Origin of the sequence: Parabacteroides goldsteinii DSM 19448 = WAL 12034 (genome assembly GCF_000969835.1) — a bacterium.
Classification (GTDB): Bacteria; Bacteroidota; Bacteroidia; order Bacteroidales; family Tannerellaceae; genus Parabacteroides; species Parabacteroides goldsteinii.
This window is the reverse complement of sequence record NZ_KQ033912.1, coordinates 2,808,594-2,826,751: the sequence shown is the minus strand read 5'-3', so window position 1 is coordinate 2,826,751 and position 18,158 is coordinate 2,808,594. Positions and strand designations below refer to the sequence as shown.

The following is an 18,158-nucleotide window of genomic DNA, read 5'->3' as shown; positions in this document are numbered from 1 at the left end:
ATGTTATATAAATAAAAAAAAATAGGATACTGTTTGAATTTTAACAAACTTTTATGGTGATTGTGACGCAAACACCAGTAATGATTTTGAAAATTCATACAGTATATGATAATTTTATACTTAAAGAACTTAATTACAGTTTTTTTTTGAAAAAATTAGAATGGGCTGACAGAGTTCCTTCAGAACTTAAATAACCTTACGACTATCACACTAATTCATACAAATGGAGATCTTCAAGGTTTCTTTGCATAGGTCAACAGGTTACGCCAGATAAGGTCATTCTTCTCTCTAAAAATTTTCAATATATAAATTTCAAACATAATTAACGGTTACATATTATCTATTTCACTTTAATGCGATACGGTTTTTGAGAAAATATTAATAACAACAACACTCGCAATAATCAATCCTACCCCCAGATTACCCTATGGTAGTTTCAAAAGATAATATAGATTGACTAGTAGATGTCAGTCATCATTCGGGATGTATTACGACAAGTATATAATAAATGAATCCCCATACCATCTTTTTCAATTTGATGCATTTAGCATCAATAATCTATCATATTGATCCATTTATAAACATTTTCATATCAGCCACATTACGCAAGACAACCAAAGCAGAGGGACTTGCTATACAATATTTAACACTTAATTCATCAAAGCCAAATTCAAATCACCGTTTTAAATAAATTGCAAGTTCGTTTAAAACGAGATTTTTTTCATTTTAAATGAATTGGAGATTTATTTAAGAGAAATTTTTTGTTAAATTCGGTCGAAGAGACCTCTTTTCAGAGTCTTTTTACCCTCAAAACACATGTTTTACAGCAGATTATTTTTCCAGACGGAGACAAATATCGTATCAGAGCCAAATAACACATTCATACAGATAATTCATATTCAATATCAATATTCAACAATATCAGCACAATGCAGACTAAAAGACAGTCGCAATAAACAAAAACCGACATAAAGACACACAAACATTGCTCATAAGAGCAATAAAAAAGGACATGCTTGAGTAAGGACACATACAGTTCACTGGCAACAGGGTTAATTTGACATTTTGACAAACAACATTTACCCTATAAATCAATAAACGGAAGTTTACGGGCCTTCTCCATTAGCTCATATGAAAGTCGCCCAGCATCTTCTGTCTACGAATTCCATGCTTACTTCCCTCCGATTTTGATCTATGTGAAGAAATGATTTTACTTTAATTCGTTACCTTTGCGGCAAATAACAGACTTTTACCATGATAAGCCCATTGACATCACTCCGTTTTTTATTTGCATTAATGGTTTTCGGAGCACATATTTACACTATCGATCCCTATTTCGACCATTTGTTCTATAAAGAAGGATTTGTGAGTGTAAACTTCTTTTTTATTCTTAGCGGATTCATTATCGCTTATACCTATCGCGACAGGCTTCTTGAACAAAAGTCTACTTTGCGGGAATTTTGGGTGGCTCGTATCGCACGCATCTATCCGCTCCATTTACTGACACTTGGCATATCGGTTTGTGTGGGTGGATATATATCGGGTGATCTTATTGACTGGATCAAACATTTTGTTGCCAATCTATTTCTTCTCCAACCGTTTATACCAGCTGCCGATTATTTCTTTTCATTCAACAGCCCGTCATGGAGTTTGGGATGCGAACAATTATTTTATTTCCTGTTTCCTTTTATTATCGGATGCCTGGGCAAAAAGAACCGGATTCTTTACCTTGCCGGGGTTCTGGTTATCGCAATCCCAATAGCTATGTACTTCACAATGGATCAAGATATAAAAGCGATATGGTATGTAAATCCGCTTACCCGTTTACCGGATTTTCTGATCGGAATGCTATTGTTCCACCTGTATGATAAATTCAAACAGAAAGAATGGACTTATAAACAGGCTTCGGTCTACGAAACAGCCGTTGTCCTGCTTTTCCTTCTTTTTTATCTGCCTGCGGGAGAATATATTCCCAAAGTATTTCGTTATTCCTGTTACTACTGGTTGCCTATCAGCCTGTTGCTGTACGTTTTTGCACACCAGAAAGGATATATATCACGTCTTTTATCCAATAAATATCTTGTCATTGGCGGTGAAATCAGTTTCAGTTTTTACCTGATACATCTCTTCATAATAGAAGGATATAACTGGATAATCCGTAGCTACGATCTCCATATCCCGTATCAACTGGGGATACCCGTCATATTAATTATCGTGACCGGACTAAGCCTGCTGTCATATTACTATTTTGAAAAGCCGGCAAACAAATTGGTAAAGAATTTATTAAACAAAAAATAATAATCGACATGCAACAAACTCCAACTTCCAAAATTCCCCGTATCGAGGTGGTAGATGCTTTACGAGGCTTTGCCGTTCTGGCAATTATTCTGGTTCATAACCTGGAACATTTTATCTTTCCGGTATATCCGGATGCGGCCAGCCAACCAGAATGGCTGAACATTCTGAATGAAGGCGTCTTCAGCGTCACCTTCTCGCTGTTTGCCGGGAAAGCATACGCTATTTTTGCTTTATTATTCGGCTTTACATTTTATATCCAATATACCAACCAACAGAAAAAAGGGAAAGACTTCGGTTACCGTTTCCTCTGGCGATTGTTTCTGCTGGTAGGTTTTGCCACATTGAATGCCGCCTTCTTCCCGGCAGGTGATGTGTTACTGTTGTTCTGCGTAGTGGGAATATTCCTTTTTCTGGTACGTAAATGGAGTGATAAAGCGGTCCTTATCACGGCAATCATTCTTTTATTGCAGCCTGTCGAATGGTTCCATTATATCGCCAGCCTGTTCAATCCTGAATATACGCTGCCGAATCTGGGCGTCGGAGAGATGTACGGCAAAGTTGCCGCTTATACCAAAGATGGTGATTTCTGGAAATTCATTCTCGGCAACGTGACACTCGGACAAAAGGCCAGCCTGTTCTGGGCAATCGGTGCCGGTCGCTTCCTGCAAACAGCCGGCCTGTTCATGCTCGGATTGCTTATCGGCAGAAAACAATTATTTGTTACTTCCGACACGAATACCCGCTTCTGGGTAAAAGCCCTGATCATTTCTGCGATTGTATTTGGCCCGCTCTACCAGTTGAAGGTCATGTTATACGATAACAGTGATGCGAATATGATCAAAAATACGGTAGGTGTAATTCTGGATATGTGGCAAAAGTTTGCCTTCACAGTTGTACTGGTTGCCTCTTTCGTTTTATTATATCAGAAAGATTCATTCAAGAAACTGACTACCTCATTACGTTTCTACGGAAAGATGAGTTTGACAAACTATATCTCCCAATCCATAATGGGAGCAATCATCTATTTCCCGTTCGGTTTATACCTGGCTCCTTATTGCGGATATACCGTCAGTCTGCTGATCGGTTTCATCCTGTTCCTGTTGCAGGTAAGTTTCTGTAAATGGTGGCTGAAAGGACATAAACAAGGCCCGCTGGAAAGCCTATGGCACAAACTGACCTGGATCAATTCAAAATAAACGAAACCGAGATCAGTTTTAAATAAGATTAAAAAATAAATACTTTCAAAGAACCAAAATAATATAAAGGGAGGTCGGAGCAGATAGCCGGTCTCCCATTGGGATAGGATTAAAGGTAACAAAAGAAGAAGCATTTCTATTGAATAAATCTGGCAAGTAAAGATAGGAAAGTCGGATTTATGTATATCTTTATCGTCGATATAACCATATATGAAAAGCGAATCTGAGATATATTCTTTTAATCAGTTGTATGCTGATTACAAAAGTCGTTTTGTCCATTTTGCCAATACATACGTCAGTGATAGTATGATAGCAGAAGATATTGCGATCGAAAGCTTGATGTATTATTGGGAAAATAGAAGAAATCTTGCACCCGATTCAAATATACAAGCTTACATCCTGACCACTATCAAACATAAATGTCTGAATTATTTACAGCGCTTACGTATGCAGGAAGAAATAGTCGAATATCTAAAGGATTGCGATACCTGGGAATTAAACCTACGTATTGCTACTCTGGAAGCCTGTGATCCGGAAAAACTGTTTTCCGACGAATTGCAAACTCTTGTAGACAAAGCATTAGAAACATTACCGGAACAGACACGCGATATCTTTATCCGTAGCCGTTACAACAACCAAAGCCATAAGGATATTGCAGAAGCCCTGGGTGTTTCGACAAAAACTGTAGAATTTCATATAACCAAGGCCCTTAAAGTCCTGCGCGTCGCCTTAAAGGACTATTTCCCATTATTGGCATTCATTCCTAAATTATTTTATTGATTATTTACCAGCCCTTTTACGAGTCCATTTTTTAACCCTGAAATTTTTTTTCAAAAAAGTCACATTTTTCGTTAGGGATATTCCTGGCTTATTTGCTTTATAGATAGAAACGAAAAAAATGGAAAAAGATACATTATACAAATTCTTTGACGGCAAAGCTTCTCAAGAAGAGAAAAAAGCAGTCCGTGCCTGGTTGGAAGCCACTCCACAAAACGAGAAAAGGCTTTTCAGGGAACGCGAATTTTTCGATGCGATGATCCTGTCAGGCAAAACGCGGACAGCCACCTCAAAGAAAAAATCCCGCCCATTCTATCTGGCTATTATGCAGGAAGCCATGAAGGTTGTTGCTATCTTTGCCATTGTCATTACTTGCGGAGTCTATTTCTATCAATCGGAAATCAGGAAGATTAACCAAAGTATAAGTACAATCACCGTACCAGCTGGTCAACGTGTAAACCTGGCTTTGCCGGATGGCACAAGCGTTTGGTTAAATGCTCGTTCCAAAATGAGTTATCCTGCTGCTTTTACAGGTGATAAGCGAGAAATAACTCTGGATGGGGAAGCCTATTTTGAGGTTAGCCATAATACGGAAAAACCGTTTGTTGTACAGACTTCAAAATGTAATGTGGAAGTGTTGGGCACGAAATTCAATGTTGAGGCATATAGCGATTCGGAAGACTTCAATGCTGCGTTGATGGAAGGATCGGTGAAGGTTATAAATAATAAAAATCCGTCGGGAACAGTCCTGCTGTCTCCTAATTATATGGCTTCTTTAAAGAATGGCAAATTGTCTGCTTCCCCAATATCGGACTTTGATATCTTTCGTTGGAAAGAAGGACTGATCTGCTTTCGTAATATGAATTTTGAACAACTGATGTTACGTTTTGAGAAATGTTATGGAATACGGATCGTTGTAGAGAACAAGAACCTTATTAAATATGTATGTAGTGGTAAATTTCGTATTTCAGATGGGATAGATAACGCGTTACGTATTTTGCAGAAAGATGCGAAATATTCTTTTGAACGGAACAAAGACGAGTCCGTCATTTATATTAAATGATGTCTAACTTTAAATAGATTGCCTATGATATGATAGCTTAGTTAACCTTTTCATAAAAATGCCGACCAGTGTCCCCACACTCATCGGCATTCTACTAACACAATTATTTAAACTGTATTAATAATTTTGATATACAAAGATATGAATAAAGAATCTTTGCCGGATATTCTTTTGATTAAAAGATTCCGACGTAAACAATTTTTTAGAATCATGAAAATAACCACTCTATTATTATTCATGTTCATCTTTTGTCTTCATGCAGAAAATTCTAACTCACAGAATATCAGTGTGACGATTCAAGAGAATGATGCCAGACTTGAAAATGTCTTAAATGAAATCGAGAAACAAACTGACTACTTATTCATATATAATAAGTACGTGAACGTTAATCGGAAAGTATCAATAGATCTTAACAAATCTTCTTTGGAAGAAGCTCTCAAAAACTTGTTTGACGGAACAAATGTAAAATATTCGTTTGATGGTTCGTACATATTACTTACCCAAAAAAATGATGCGCCAAACAAGACTATATTATCGAACGCACAGCAAAAGGATCTTATTTCAGGTAAGGTTACAGATAATCACGGCGAAACAATTGTAGGAGCAAATGTTGTTGTCAAAGGAAGTACATCCGTAGGGACCATTACCGATATCAATGGGAATTTTTCCATACAAGTACCTGATAAAGCAGTTTTGATAGTATCGTATATCGGCTATTTATCGCAGGAGGTAGAAATAAAGGGCCAACGTCCTATACGTGTTGTTTTAACAGAAGACACACAAGCCTTGGAAGAAGTGGTCGTAATTGGTTATGGGACGGCAAAACGCCGTGACTTAACAGGTGCCATAGCAAGCGTAAAAGCAGAAAAAATGGAAGTGGAAGCACCTCGTGATATTACCGACCTTATGCGTGGAACAGCTGCAGGTTTGAATGTCGGAATGTCTACTTCGGCAAAAGGCGACTTAACACCTCAAATCCGTGGTGTAAATACATTAACTGCCGGATCAAGTCCAACGATTGTTGTGGACGGAGTTATTTATTATGGTTCTTTGTCCGACATAAATACAAATGATGTTGTGAGCATTGATGTTTTGAAAGATGCAAGTTCTGCTGCCGTGTATGGTTCACAGGCAGCTAATGGCGTTATTGTTATCACAACTAAAAAAGGCAAAGGAAAATCTGATGGCTCCGCTACTGTTACATTCAATGCTAATGTAGGGTTTGTCCAATCTGCAAATCAAATGCCAATATTGGATGGCAAAAAATATTTAAAGTACAGACAGGATTATCAAATGGGAAATAGTTCAAGTGATTACCTGACGAAATTTCCAGAGATTTATACTAATCCTTTCGAGTTGAATGGTACAGGTGTCAATCCTTTGGATTGGTATAATTATAATCAAAAAACACCGGTGTCTTCTGTCTCAGATGAGGATCTGACACGCGCATGGCTTTCCAGGTTGCAACTTTACACTCCTGAAATAGATAATTATTTAGCAGGAATAGAGACAAACTGGGCAGATCTTGTTCTTCACAAAGGTTTGCAACAAGATTATACAGTCAGTGTTTCCAACCGGACGGATAAAGTAAATTATCACTGGTCACTGGGCTATGTGGACCGGGATGGTATCATCGTAGGAGACAATTATAAGAATCTTCGCACCCGCTTGAATCTTGATTCTAAAATAACAAACTTTTTAACAATAGGGATGAATGCGAATTTTGCTATCCGGGATGAAAGTTCACAGCCTGCAGACTGGAAAGCAATGGCAAAAAATTCACCCTACGCATCCAACAATTTAGATGATCCCGAAAGTTTGTATCGCTATTATGTAGCAGGAGATAATTCAACTACGAATCCTTTGTATGCACGTGAATACAGAGACCAAAGTCAAAAGTATTATTCATTGAATGCCAACTTATATGCAAAGGTTCAATTACCTTTTGGCATCGAATATCAGTTGAATTATACACCTTATTTACAATGGTATCATAAATTCTACCATCAGTACGCGGACAGCGAGGTGGAAACTAAAGGGGGAACCTCCGAACGTCAGCATGATATTAAGTCCCATTGGACCGTTGATAATATTTTGCGATGGAAAAAAGAATTCAATAAGACACACAATTTAGAATTAACATTGTTGGCTAATGCAGAGAAAAAGGAAACCTGGTCAACGATTGCTGCAACATATGGTTTTAACCCAAGCGATGTTTTAGGATATCATAATTTATCATCAGGATTAAACCCTACAAACCAAAGCTCCGATACCTATTGGACCGGAGATGCCCTAATGGCACGTGTTTTTTATTCTTTTCAAAATAAATATATGCTGACGGCTTCAGTCCGTCGAGACGGTTATTCTGCATTCGGCATCAATAATAAGCGAGCTACTTTCCCCTCTGTTGCATTAGGCTATGTCTTTACATCAGAGAAATTTATGGAAAATACAAATCATTGGCTAAATTATGGTAAACTGCGTTTTTCCTGGGGGCAAAATGGCAATCGTGATATTGGACAATATGCCGCATTATCAAATATGAAGACAAACCCTCTGACTTATATCGGACCGGACGGGACCGTTTATACTTCCACGTATATTTACGTGAATACAATGGCTAATAACAATTTGCGCTGGGAACGGACTGAATCCTACAATTTAGGGTTGGATTTTTCTTTATTCAATGATATTATCGGTGGTTCATTGGAAGTTTACTCCGGTACAACAAAAGATTTGCTTGTAGAACGTTCTTTGCCTAGCATTACAGGTTTCTCAAATGTTACTGCAAATCTGGGAAAATTGAGAAATAAAGGATTAGAACTGACCTTGAATGCAAATATTTTCAGAGAGGCTAATTTTGAATGGTCTGCATCTTCTACATTTTCTATGAACAGAAGAAAGATTGTTGCACTTTATGGAGATAAAGAGAATGTATCGGACGAAAATGGCAATATAATTGGCCAAAAAGAATCGGATGACCCGACAAACGGATGGTTTATCGGTCAGGATCCCGACCGTATATGGGCGTATGACCGTATAGGAGTATGGCAATTAGGAGAAGAAGAAGCTGCTGCTGTTTATGGCTGTAAACCGGGTGACTTTAAATACAAAGATCAAAATGGAGATGGCGTTATGAACACGGAAGATAAGGTTTTCCAGGGATATAAGACACCTCGCTATCGTTGGTCAATGAGAAATGATTTTACAATACGTAAAAATTTTACAGTATCTTTTACGATGTACTCTTATTTTGGTCATTATGGCGCTTTCGATGAAGCCGCAAATTATAACAGTGGTGCACCTTACAAATTCTCATCTTATGATATGCCACGTTGGACAAAAGACAACCCGACTAATGATTACGCAAGAATCAGTTCTTATAATGCAGGAACAAACTGGGTGAAAAAATCTTTTTTGCGTTTGGACAATATTTCTGTTTCGTATAATGTTCCTAAGACTTTCTTACAGAAGTTTGCCATTCAAAACATGAGATTTACCGTCACTGCCCGTAACGTTGCAGTTTGGTCTCCTCATTGGACATTCTGGGATCCGGAAAATGGCAGTTTGTCTCCGAGATCGTTCAATTTAGGTATAAACTTTACTTTATAACTTCAAATATAACACATCATGAAAATCAATAGATATAAAACAAGACTCTTGGTTTGTGCCATGATTTCCTTTTTGGGATGCAATGACGGTTGGTTGGAAACAAAACCGTTATCAATTTATACACCGGAAAATTCATATATTGATGCTGCTGGTTTTGAATCTGCTTTAGGAGCATGTATGCGGAATATTGTCAGTGAATTTTATGGTGACGGAGCACCTATTGTAACTGAAATGATACAATCAGATATCTGTGTAGACGGAACAACGAATAAGACCGGACCACAACAAGACATGGACCAGGCTCTTCTTCCCAGTGCAAAATTGACAGGAATAGACTATACGCAGGTCGGATGGTTTTGGACTTACACTTACAATGTCGTTAAATACTGTAATACTGTAATTTCGCGCATAGATGATATTGAATGGCAAAAACCGGAAGACCGTAATCATGTGTTAGGTTCTGCTTTTTTTCACCGGGCTTATCGTTACTACAGAGCTGTACACCAATTTGGGGATGTTCCTTTCTTAGAAGAAGAACTTACAGAACCTAAAACGGATTTTTATTCGAGTGACAGATGGAGTATTTTAGAACGCTTATATTCGGATATGGAGTTCGCTTATAAATGGGTACGGACCGGAGCAGAACGGGGAAAAGTAAATAAAGATGCCTGCGGCGTTCTACTGATGAAAATATGTATGAGTCTAGGGAAATTTGACCGGGCCATTGAAATCGGTAATGAGATTACTGCCAATCATCCGCTAATGACAGAACGTTTTACATCGAACAAGAATAAGGCACGAACTAACTTAATGCATGATTTGCATAGCATAGAAGCCAAATTAGACATGAGTAATACGGAAGGGATCTTTTATACGTCTTCTTATCCGGATATAGATGGTTCTGTCCGTATTTATACGATGAGATGCGGAGTTCCTTCCTGGAATACGGGAGGTCAGGGAACTGTAACTCCAGATGGAAAAACAGGTACAGCCTGGAATGTGTCGACTATAGCAGATGATGTACGGGAAGATCCGGATCTGGATATTAATCGTGTGTACGGACGTGGTACAGGAAAAGCGAGACCGACCAATTATTTTCAATATGAAATTTGGGGTGAAAAAGAAAAAAATGATTTAAGAGGAGTTTATAATCGCGATAGCTGGAGGCGAACAGAAGATTTGAAATACAACAATCCGGATTTAAAAAAATCAGGAAACTCCTGGTACAGGAAAAATTTACAGAAAAATGCGAATATCAGTGTAAACGATTCCATCATGTGTTGGTTTCAATGGCCTCACTATAAATTGTTTGTTCCGGAAAAGGAAACGGTTACACAGTGGTATGGAGGTGAGACTCCCTGGTATATCTATCGATCAGCAGAAGTATATTTAATGCTGGGAGAATGCTATTACTGGAAAGACCAAAAGGCTCAGGCAGCAGATATGTTAAACATAGTACGTGCTCGTGCTGGTGCCGATCCATTGACGGCTGCCGATATTAATATAGGAGAAATATTGGACGAACGTGCCAGAGAGTTGTATTATGAAGAATTACGCCATGTCGAGTTAGTGCGCATAGCATATACTTATGCAAAATTTGGTAAAACATGCGAAGTTTTTAACCGTACATATTCATTGGAAAATCTTTCTGGCCCCGGAGGAATAGGTGCTAATATAAAGGAATCAGGAGTTAATTTCTGGTGGGACTGGGTAATGGCTAAAAATAATTTTTACAGAGAACGTGTAACCACTTCATGGTACACATATCAAATAAGTGTTCATCATATTTTATGGCCAATTCCTGAAGAAGCGATCGTGTCGAATGTAAACGGAATGATCAATCAGAATATTGGATATCCCGGAGCAGAGAAAAATGTCGCTTTGTTAACCGTCGATCCTGTATCCCCTCAAACAGAAGGTTATTAATAATCCGGTATAGAGATGAAGATCAAATACATATTACTAATCGTAAATCTACTAAGCTTTTGTTTTAATAGTTTAGGGCAACAGTTTGTGAATTTGGATGCGAAAGCTACCGAAGCAACCTTTATTTACACAAAAGCGAACGGATATAAAGGGATATGGTATAGGAATCAGCTTTCCAATAACGAGTATATATATAAATACAGTGGAGGAATGGCTGTATATCCTGCTAATCACAGACCTTTTGCGATATATTCTCCAGAAGCAGAAAAAACTTTTTTCTGCTTCGGAGGAACTGATAGGGATAATATTTCTTTGTTACATAATGTGTCGTATTTTGATCACAAAACAAAAATGCTGGCAAATCCGACAACAATATTAAACAAAGAGACAACGGATGCTCACGATAATCCGGTCATTTCAATGGATGAACAGGGATATATCTGGATATTTTCAACCTCTCACGGTGTTACCAGACCATCGTATATCCATAAAAGCAGAAAACCTTATGACATAGAAACCTTCGATTTAATCCAGGCTACGGAAAAGGTGAATGGCAAAGATGTTCCATTTAATAACTTTTCATATATGCAGATATGGTATATAAAAGGGAAAGGCTTTTTAGGATTGTTCACAAAATATAAAGGCGGGTTTGGTGATCGTGTGATCGGATATAATACAAGTCGGGATGGTATAAAATGGAATGAATGGAAAGTTATTGCCCATATAGATAAAGGGCACTATCAAATATCAGCAGAAAAAGACGGAAAAATAGGAGTAGCATTCGATTTTCATCCCGCAGGAAAAGGATTGAATTATAGAACAAATCTATACTATATAGAGACTGATGATTTTGGTAAGAGTTGGCATTTGGCAAATGGGGAAAAAATTCAGTTACCATTTGATCAGATTCAAAATCCAGCTTTGATAAAAGACTATACAATTCTGAAGAAAAACTGTTATATCCTTGATATAGCATTTGATAAACGAAATCGCCCGATGGTTCTCACTATTTCCAGTAAGGGATACCAACCCGGTCCGGAAAATGATCCTCGAAGCTGGGAGTTTTTCCATTATGACGGAAATAAATGGAATAACACGGAACTTACAACATCTGATAGTAATTACGATATGGGATCTGTCTATTCAGATAATGACTTGATCCGGATAATTGCACCGACAGAAAAAGGACCTCAGGTATATAATCCAGGAGGAGAAATAGCTGTTTGGGAAAGTGATGATAACGGGATCAGTTGGAAATTGAAACGGCAATTGACAGTTGGAAGCACGAAAAACCATACTTACGTAAGAAGTCCTAAAAACTGCCATCCGGATTTCTATGCTATCTGGGCAGACGGGCATGGAAGGCAGCCTTCCCAATCAGATCTTCACTTCTGTGATAAGAATGGGCGTGTTTTTAAGATGCCACGCGATTTTAATACAAATGCTATCAACCCTATAGAAGTAAATATAGACTTAACCTCTTTTCCAGAAGGGTTTTCTCCTCAGGAAGTAGGTAACAAGTTGAGCAAACATTTTATTTCCAGCCCACATTTTCTTCATGGCAAAAAATGGATTCATTATGCTGAAGTATGTACCTGGTTAGGGGCATTACGTTATGCACAAGTGGCCGCAGACAATGAATTGCTCAATATGTTGAAAAAACGTTTCGACCGTTTACTTTCAACAGAGAAATTCTACCTACCCCCTAAAAACCATGTAGATTTGAACATGTTTGGGTGTTTACCTCTGGAATTCTACCGAGTTACTGATAATAAGGATTATTACGATCTCGGACTATCTTATGCTGATACACAATGGGAGCTGCCTCCGGAAGCGAAAGACGAAGAAAAAGCCTGGACACAAAAAGGATATTCCTGGCAAACTCGTCTTTGGATCGACGATATGTTTATGATCACTATTTTGCAAAATCAGGCATATCGCGTAACCGGTGACGAAAAATATATAAATCGTGCTGCAAAAGAGATGGTCTATTATCTGAATGAATTACAGCGTACTAATGGTCTGTTCTATCATGCTCCTGATATCCCGTATTTTTGGTCACGCGGAAATGGATGGGTAGCAGCCGGCATGACCGAGCTACTAAAAGTTTTACCGGAAAATAATCCGGATAGAAAACGGATATTTGACGGATACGTAAATATGATGAGTACTTTGAAAAAATATCAAAGAAGAGACGGAATGTGGAATCAGTTGATCGACCAGGCCGATTGCTGGGCTGAGACTTCCGGATCAGCGATGTTCATTTATGCAATTATTACAGGCATTAAAAAAGGATGGTTGGATCGAACCGAATATACACCGATCGCCCGCAAAGCATGGTTAGCGCTAGTTCCTTACATTAATGGCGAAGGAGATGTTACGGAAGTTTGTGTGGGAACTAATAAGAAAAATGATAAACAGTATTATTATGATCGTCCCCGTGCAATTGGTGATTATCATGGCCAGGCTCCTTATTTATGGTGTGCCGCTGCTCTTCTGGAAAAATAACTGTTTTCAGTATTTAATTAAACATATTAATACATTATTAAGATGAAAAAGATATTATTGTTTCTCTTTTTATTCGTTTTTTATTCTCTTTCTGCACAGAAGAAAGGTGAATATAATAACTATAAAATAGACGGATATCGACCCATATGGTTCGATTTAGGGCAAAAGTCCGAATATGGTTCTAAATACTCCGGTGGTTTGGGGACCTACACAGTCAAACATAATCCTATGGCAATATATTCTCCTGAGACAAACAAAACATTTTTTGTTTTCGGAGGAACGATCGATAAAAAAGAAAGATATTTGCTTTGCATGATAGGTTGTTATGATCATACAACCGGGAAAGTGTGTAAGCCAACGGTCGTATATGATAAGCAGGGAGTAGATGACCCACACGACAATCCTGCCCTTTTGATTGATAAGGAAGGGTATTTGTGGGTCTATATCGCCGGCAGGGGAAACCATCGTCCCGGATTTATATATAAAAGTCTGAAGCCTTACGACGTTTCTAAATTCGAATCGACCGGCTTTGAAGACATAATGGCTTATCCCCAACCCCGACTGGTTGAAAATAAAGGACATTTCATGTTTTGTACCCGTTATGACGGCGTACGAAGATTGTTCTACAGGACTTCACCGGATGGATTAAACTGGAGTGACTACCATCAGATCGCATCCATTATTCCGGAAGGTGAAAGCAAGTCCGGCCATTATCAGATTACAGGTCAATATGGGAACAAGTTAGTAACGACCTTTAATCGTCATAAAAACGGAGATTGCGATACCCGTACAAATATGTATTATTTAGAAACTACAGATTTCGGAAAGACCTGGACTTTAGCAGATGGTACACCAATTAAATTGCCGATAGTAGATAAAGATAGTCCTTGCCGGGTTATAGATGCCGAATCAAAGGGGCAAAATCTTTATATTAAAGATGTCAATTTTGATAAGAAAGGAAATGCAATTGTATTATACCTGACCAGTTATGGTCATTTGCCCGGTCCTAAGCATGGTCCCCGTGAATGGTTTGTCGCTCACTGGACCGGGAAAGAATGGGTACAATATCCAATCACAACATCAACCCATAATTATGATTCCGGAAGTCTTTACGTAGAAGGAAATCTTTGGAGAGTCATTGCTCCGACCGCAGCAGGCCCTCAACACTGGGGTACAGGGGGAGAAGTAGAATCCTGGATAAGTACAAATGCAGGGAAAACCTGGAAAAAGGAACATATATATACGAAAAACAGCCCGCGTAATCATTCTTATATGCGTCGTCCGGAAAATGCAACAGACCCGTTCTATACATATTGGGCAGATGGGAATCCTGATTGTCTGAGTATATCGAATTTTTATTTCGCCGATTCAAAAGGAAATGTTTTTCGTTTACCTTACAATATGAAAGAGGAATGGGAAAGACCTGAACATGTCGATTATACCTCTAATCTCTCGCCACAGGATTTTCAAAACTATGCGTATCTTTTTGAAAATAATTATATCAAGAAGATGATGGTCAAAACAACAGACTGGCAATTGGCACACCCCCGGCACGGACAAACGGACTGGACAAACGGTGCTTTTTATGCAGGGGTATATGCAGCATGGGAAACAACAGGCTCTAAAAAAATATATAATGCAATGATGGCAGTGGGAAATGATTCTACTCACTGGAAACCAGGTAAACGTTGGTTCCATGCCGATGATATCGCAATCAGCCAAATGTACATTGATTTATATCGCAAGGAAAAACGTCCTGAAATGTTAAATGCGACTATTGAGGCACTGGATCGTTTCTTAAAAGAACCTTATCCTACTTCCGGGAAAAAAGATATCATAAAATGGTGGTGGTGCGATGCATTATTTATGGCACCTCCTACTTTAATTAAATTGGGAATTGTCACGAATAATAACTCATATCTGGAATATAATGATAAATGCTTCAAAGAATGTTATGACCTACTGTACAATAAGAAAGAACATCTCTTTGCTCGTGATCTGGGATATGTCGTAAAAGGAAATAAAGAAGACAGAGTTGAAGCCAATGGCAAATTAATATTTTGGGGACGCGGTAATGGCTGGGTTATGGGAGGTCTGGTCCGGATTTTACAGGAATTACCGGCCAATTACCCGCAGAGAAGTTTTTATGAACAATTATTTAAGGAAATGGCAATTCGTATTGTCTCCTTACAACAGGCTGACGGTTTATGGAGGGCAAGCCTTCTTGATCCGGAATCTTATCCGGGAGGAGAGGTCAGCGGTTCCGGATTTTTGTGCTATGCTTTGGCGTGGGGTGTTAATAATGGTCTGTTAAAAGAAGAGTTGTACATAAATGCCGCTAAAAAAGCATGGATTGGACTGAATAAATGTGTAAATGAAGAAGGACGGGTTGGCTGGGTACAACCTATCGGTGCAGACCCCAGGAAAAACTTTTCAGCGGATAGCTGGGAAGTCTATGGCACAGGAGCTTTCTTATTGGCAGGAAGTGAAGTAATACATTTACCTAAATAAAGAATTTCACTTCTTAGCAGAAATGAGCTATCCTGTCGTCAACCTCACTTGGTTATTACAGGCTCATTTGTGGAATACAATAAGGTGTTTTCTATTAAACTAAAGGAAAAAAGTTGTTTTTGGCGTCCTCATAAATGTTTTTGAGGACGCCAAAAATATTTATGAGGGCCTCGAAAACATTTATGACGCCCTCGTGAACAAAAATCTACCTGTTCATCTCATACAATAATTCAATTATTTCTTTTCATTCAATAACTTTTCCAGTAAAGCAACCTTTTCTTTTTCATTACCCATCATCCGTTCATATAAGGATGTATTCTCTTTGGTCAGTTCGATGATTTTTTCAACAGGATGAATTATTCTGTTATCATTACTCAAATCCGAAATCGATTAATGATTGACAACATAAACAAGATATACCCGTTTTTATTCCATTTTATACAAATGTTTTCGCACACACATGTTAGGAAATTAAATATAAACTACTACTTTTGTACTGGAATATAAAAGTTTATGCCATGGATAAAAAAGTAATCACCTTTGGAGAGATAATGCTCAGACTGGCCACACCAGATTATCTCCGTTTCAATCAGACAAATCAATTGAATGCTACCTTCGGAGGTGGCGAAGCTAACGTTGCCGTATCGCTGGCAAATTATGGGATCGACACAGAGTTCGTAACCCGTTTGCCGAAAAATGATATTGCTCGTGCCTGTGTTATGGATTTACGTAAATATGGTGTCGGAACCTCCCACATCGTTTACGGAGGCGACCGCCTGGGTATCTACTTCTTGGAAACAGGAGCCGTAGCCCGTGCCAGCAAAGTTGTTTACGACCGTGCCCATTCTTCTATTGCTGAAATAGAAGCAGGAATGATCAACTGGGAAGAAGTGCTGAAAGATGCCTCCTGGTTCCACTGGACCGGTATCACTCCGGCTATCTCACAAGGTGCTGCCGACGCTTGTCTGGAAGCTATCCAGGCTGCCAATAAACTGGGTGTACCTGTATCCTGCGACCTGAATTATCGTAAAAACCTCTGGAAATACGGCAAAAAGGCTTCTGAAGTAATGCCTGAACTGGTTGCCGGTTGCGATGTGATTCTGGGAAATGAAGAAGATGCAGAGAAAGTATTCGGTATCAAACCGGAGGGCTTCGACGTTGCACAGACTGAAGGCCAGGTAAATGCTGCTGAATTCGAATCGGTTTGCACACAATTGATGGAAAAATTCCCACGTGCAAAGAAAGTGATCATCACTTTGCGTGGCTCTATCAATGCCAATCATAATACATGGGGCGGCGTTCTGTATGCCGACGGTAAATTATATCAGTCACGCCGTTACGATATTACCCATATCGTTGACCGCGTTGGTGGCGGCGACTCTTTCATGGGGGGCCTGATCTACGGTTTGCTGACTTATACTACAGACGACCAGAAAGCACTCGACTTCGCTGTCGCTGCTTCCTGCCTGAAGCACACCATCTACGGTGACTTCAACCAGGTAACTGTCGACGAAGTGGAAAAACTGATGGAAGGCGACGGATCGGGAAGAGTGTCGAGGTAATTGAAAATTGAGAATTGAAAATTAAAGAGAAAGATGGCTAGATTTAGTAAAATGCAGGTATTGGATGCGATGATCAGCACCGGAATGGTACCTGTTTATTATAATAAAGATATAGAAACGGCTAAACAAGTATTAAAGGCTTGTTATGATGGCGGAGTACGTGCATTTGAATTTACCAATCGCGGAGACTTCGCTCATGAAGTATTTGCCGAACTGGTAAAATATGCTGCGGTAGAATGTCCTGGAATGGTTTTAGGTATCGGTTCTATCGTCGATCCGGCTACGGCTGCCCTGTTCCTGCAACTGGGTGCCAACTTCGTTGTCGGCCCGTTGTTCAATCCGGAAATTGCGAAGGTATGTAACCGCCGCCTGGTTCCTTATACACCGGGATGCGGATCTGTTTCGGAAATAGGATTTGCACAGGAAGTGGGATGTGATTTGTGTAAAGTATTCCCGGCCGGGAATGTGGGTGGTCCTTCTTTTGTCAAGAATATCAAAGCACCGATGCCATGGTCTATGATTATGGCTACAGGAGCGGTCGAACCGACAGAAGAGAACTTGTCGGCCTGGTTCAAGGCTGGCGTTACTTGTGTTGGAATGGGTTCCAACCTGTTCCCTAAAGAAGCCATTGCAGCCAAAGACTGGAATGCCATCACTGCTCTTTGCAGCAACGCATTAAGCATCATCAAAAAATACCGTTGATAT

The 18,158-nt window shown here is 39.1% G+C and carries 11 protein-coding genes and 1 pseudogene; 11 read left to right on the top strand and 1 reads right to left on the bottom strand.

Annotation, left to right across the window (positions count from 1 at the left end; all coding sequences use genetic code 11):
- Window positions 1-1,254: 1,254 nt before the first annotated feature.
- The 9 genes and pseudogenes from HMPREF1535_RS10185 to HMPREF1535_RS26220 all read left to right on the top strand — a co-directional run bounded on the left by HMPREF1535_RS10185 (window position 1,255) and on the right by HMPREF1535_RS26220 (window position 15,891).
- Complete coding sequence (locus tag HMPREF1535_RS10185) at window positions 1,255-2,298, top strand: acyltransferase family protein (RefSeq protein ID WP_046146051.1); 1,044 nt, start codon at window positions 1,255-1,257, stop codon at window positions 2,296-2,298.
- 8 nt (window positions 2,299-2,306) lie between these two features.
- Entirely contained in the window at window positions 2,307-3,494 is a 1,188-nt protein-coding gene (locus tag HMPREF1535_RS10180) for a DUF418 domain-containing protein (RefSeq protein WP_046146050.1), read from the top strand.
- 210 nt (window positions 3,495-3,704) lie between these two features.
- Window positions 3,705-4,274 (top strand): RNA polymerase sigma-70 factor, encoded by a 570-nt coding sequence (locus HMPREF1535_RS10175; protein ID WP_046146049.1) that lies wholly within the window; start codon window positions 3,705-3,707, stop codon window positions 4,272-4,274.
- A gap of 118 nt (window positions 4,275-4,392) precedes the next feature.
- Window positions 4,393-5,334: a FecR family protein gene (locus HMPREF1535_RS10170; RefSeq protein ID WP_046146048.1), complete on the top strand. Its 942-nt coding sequence runs from the start codon at window positions 4,393-4,395 to the stop codon at window positions 5,332-5,334.
- 141 nt (window positions 5,335-5,475) lie between these two features.
- Entirely contained in the window at window positions 5,476-8,946 is a 3,471-nt protein-coding gene (locus HMPREF1535_RS10165) for a TonB-dependent receptor (RefSeq protein WP_046146047.1), read from the top strand.
- A gap of 18 nt (window positions 8,947-8,964) precedes the next feature.
- On the top strand, window positions 8,965-10,872 hold the full coding sequence (locus HMPREF1535_RS10160; protein ID WP_046146046.1) for a RagB/SusD family nutrient uptake outer membrane protein: 1,908 nt from the start codon (window positions 8,965-8,967) through the stop codon (window positions 10,870-10,872).
- Between the two features lie 15 nt (window positions 10,873-10,887).
- Window positions 10,888-11,967: pseudogene (locus HMPREF1535_RS26230) on the top strand (BNR-4 repeat-containing protein); the annotation flags it as partial.
- Window positions 11,968-12,291: 324 nt separating this feature from the next.
- Window positions 12,292-13,380 carry a glycoside hydrolase family 88/105 protein gene (locus HMPREF1535_RS26225; protein ID WP_187386431.1) on the top strand — a complete coding sequence of 363 codons (1,089 nt, stop codon included), beginning with the start codon at window positions 12,292-12,294 and terminating at the stop codon, window positions 13,378-13,380.
- Between the two features lie 42 nt (window positions 13,381-13,422).
- A complete protein-coding gene (locus HMPREF1535_RS26220; protein WP_244275592.1) occupies window positions 13,423-15,891 on the top strand; it encodes a glycoside hydrolase family 88 protein in 2,469 nt (822 codons plus the stop codon).
- 234 nt (window positions 15,892-16,125) lie between these two features.
- On the opposite strand, the gene HMPREF1535_RS25790 is transcribed toward HMPREF1535_RS26220, so the two are convergent.
- Window positions 16,126-16,269: a hypothetical protein gene (locus tag HMPREF1535_RS25790; RefSeq protein ID WP_154670871.1), complete on the bottom strand. Its 144-nt coding sequence runs from the start codon at window positions 16,267-16,269 to the stop codon at window positions 16,126-16,128.
- 140 nt (window positions 16,270-16,409) lie between these two features.
- Between HMPREF1535_RS25790 and HMPREF1535_RS10135 the strand changes: the two genes are divergently transcribed.
- Together HMPREF1535_RS10135 and HMPREF1535_RS10130 are read left to right on the top strand one after the other, a co-directional pair.
- Window positions 16,410-17,453 (top strand): sugar kinase, encoded by a 1,044-nt coding sequence (locus HMPREF1535_RS10135; protein ID WP_010800923.1) that lies wholly within the window; start codon window positions 16,410-16,412, stop codon window positions 17,451-17,453.
- 33 nt (window positions 17,454-17,486) lie between these two features.
- On the top strand, window positions 17,487-18,155 hold the full coding sequence (locus HMPREF1535_RS10130; RefSeq protein ID WP_046146045.1) for a bifunctional 4-hydroxy-2-oxoglutarate aldolase/2-dehydro-3-deoxy-phosphogluconate aldolase: 669 nt from the start codon (window positions 17,487-17,489) through the stop codon (window positions 18,153-18,155).
- Window positions 18,156-18,158: the final 3 nt, after the last annotated feature.

Excerpts from the sequence above, each read along its gene's own strand:
- HMPREF1535_RS10175 (WP_046146049.1), top strand. The coding sequence starts at position 3,705 with ATGAAAAGCGAATCTGAGATATATTCTTTTAATCAGTTGTATGCTGAT.
- HMPREF1535_RS10135 (WP_010800923.1), top strand. The coding sequence starts at position 16,410 with ATGGATAAAAAAGTAATCACCTTTGGAGAGATAATGCTCAGACTGGCC.
- HMPREF1535_RS10165 (WP_046146047.1), top strand. The coding sequence starts at position 5,476 with ATGAATAAAGAATCTTTGCCGGATATTCTTTTGATTAAAAGATTCCGA.
- HMPREF1535_RS10170 (WP_046146048.1), top strand. The coding sequence starts at position 4,393 with ATGGAAAAAGATACATTATACAAATTCTTTGACGGCAAAGCTTCTCAA.
- HMPREF1535_RS10180 (WP_046146050.1), top strand. The coding sequence starts at position 2,307 with ATGCAACAAACTCCAACTTCCAAAATTCCCCGTATCGAGGTGGTAGAT.
- HMPREF1535_RS10130 (WP_046146045.1), top strand. The coding sequence starts at position 17,487 with ATGGCTAGATTTAGTAAAATGCAGGTATTGGATGCGATGATCAGCACC.
- HMPREF1535_RS26225 (WP_187386431.1), top strand. The coding sequence starts at position 12,292 with ATGCCACGCGATTTTAATACAAATGCTATCAACCCTATAGAAGTAAAT.
- HMPREF1535_RS10185 (WP_046146051.1), top strand. The coding sequence starts at position 1,255 with ATGATAAGCCCATTGACATCACTCCGTTTTTTATTTGCATTAATGGTT.
- HMPREF1535_RS10160 (WP_046146046.1), top strand. The coding sequence starts at position 8,965 with ATGAAAATCAATAGATATAAAACAAGACTCTTGGTTTGTGCCATGATT.
- HMPREF1535_RS26220 (WP_244275592.1), top strand. The coding sequence starts at position 13,423 with ATGAAAAAGATATTATTGTTTCTCTTTTTATTCGTTTTTTATTCTCTT.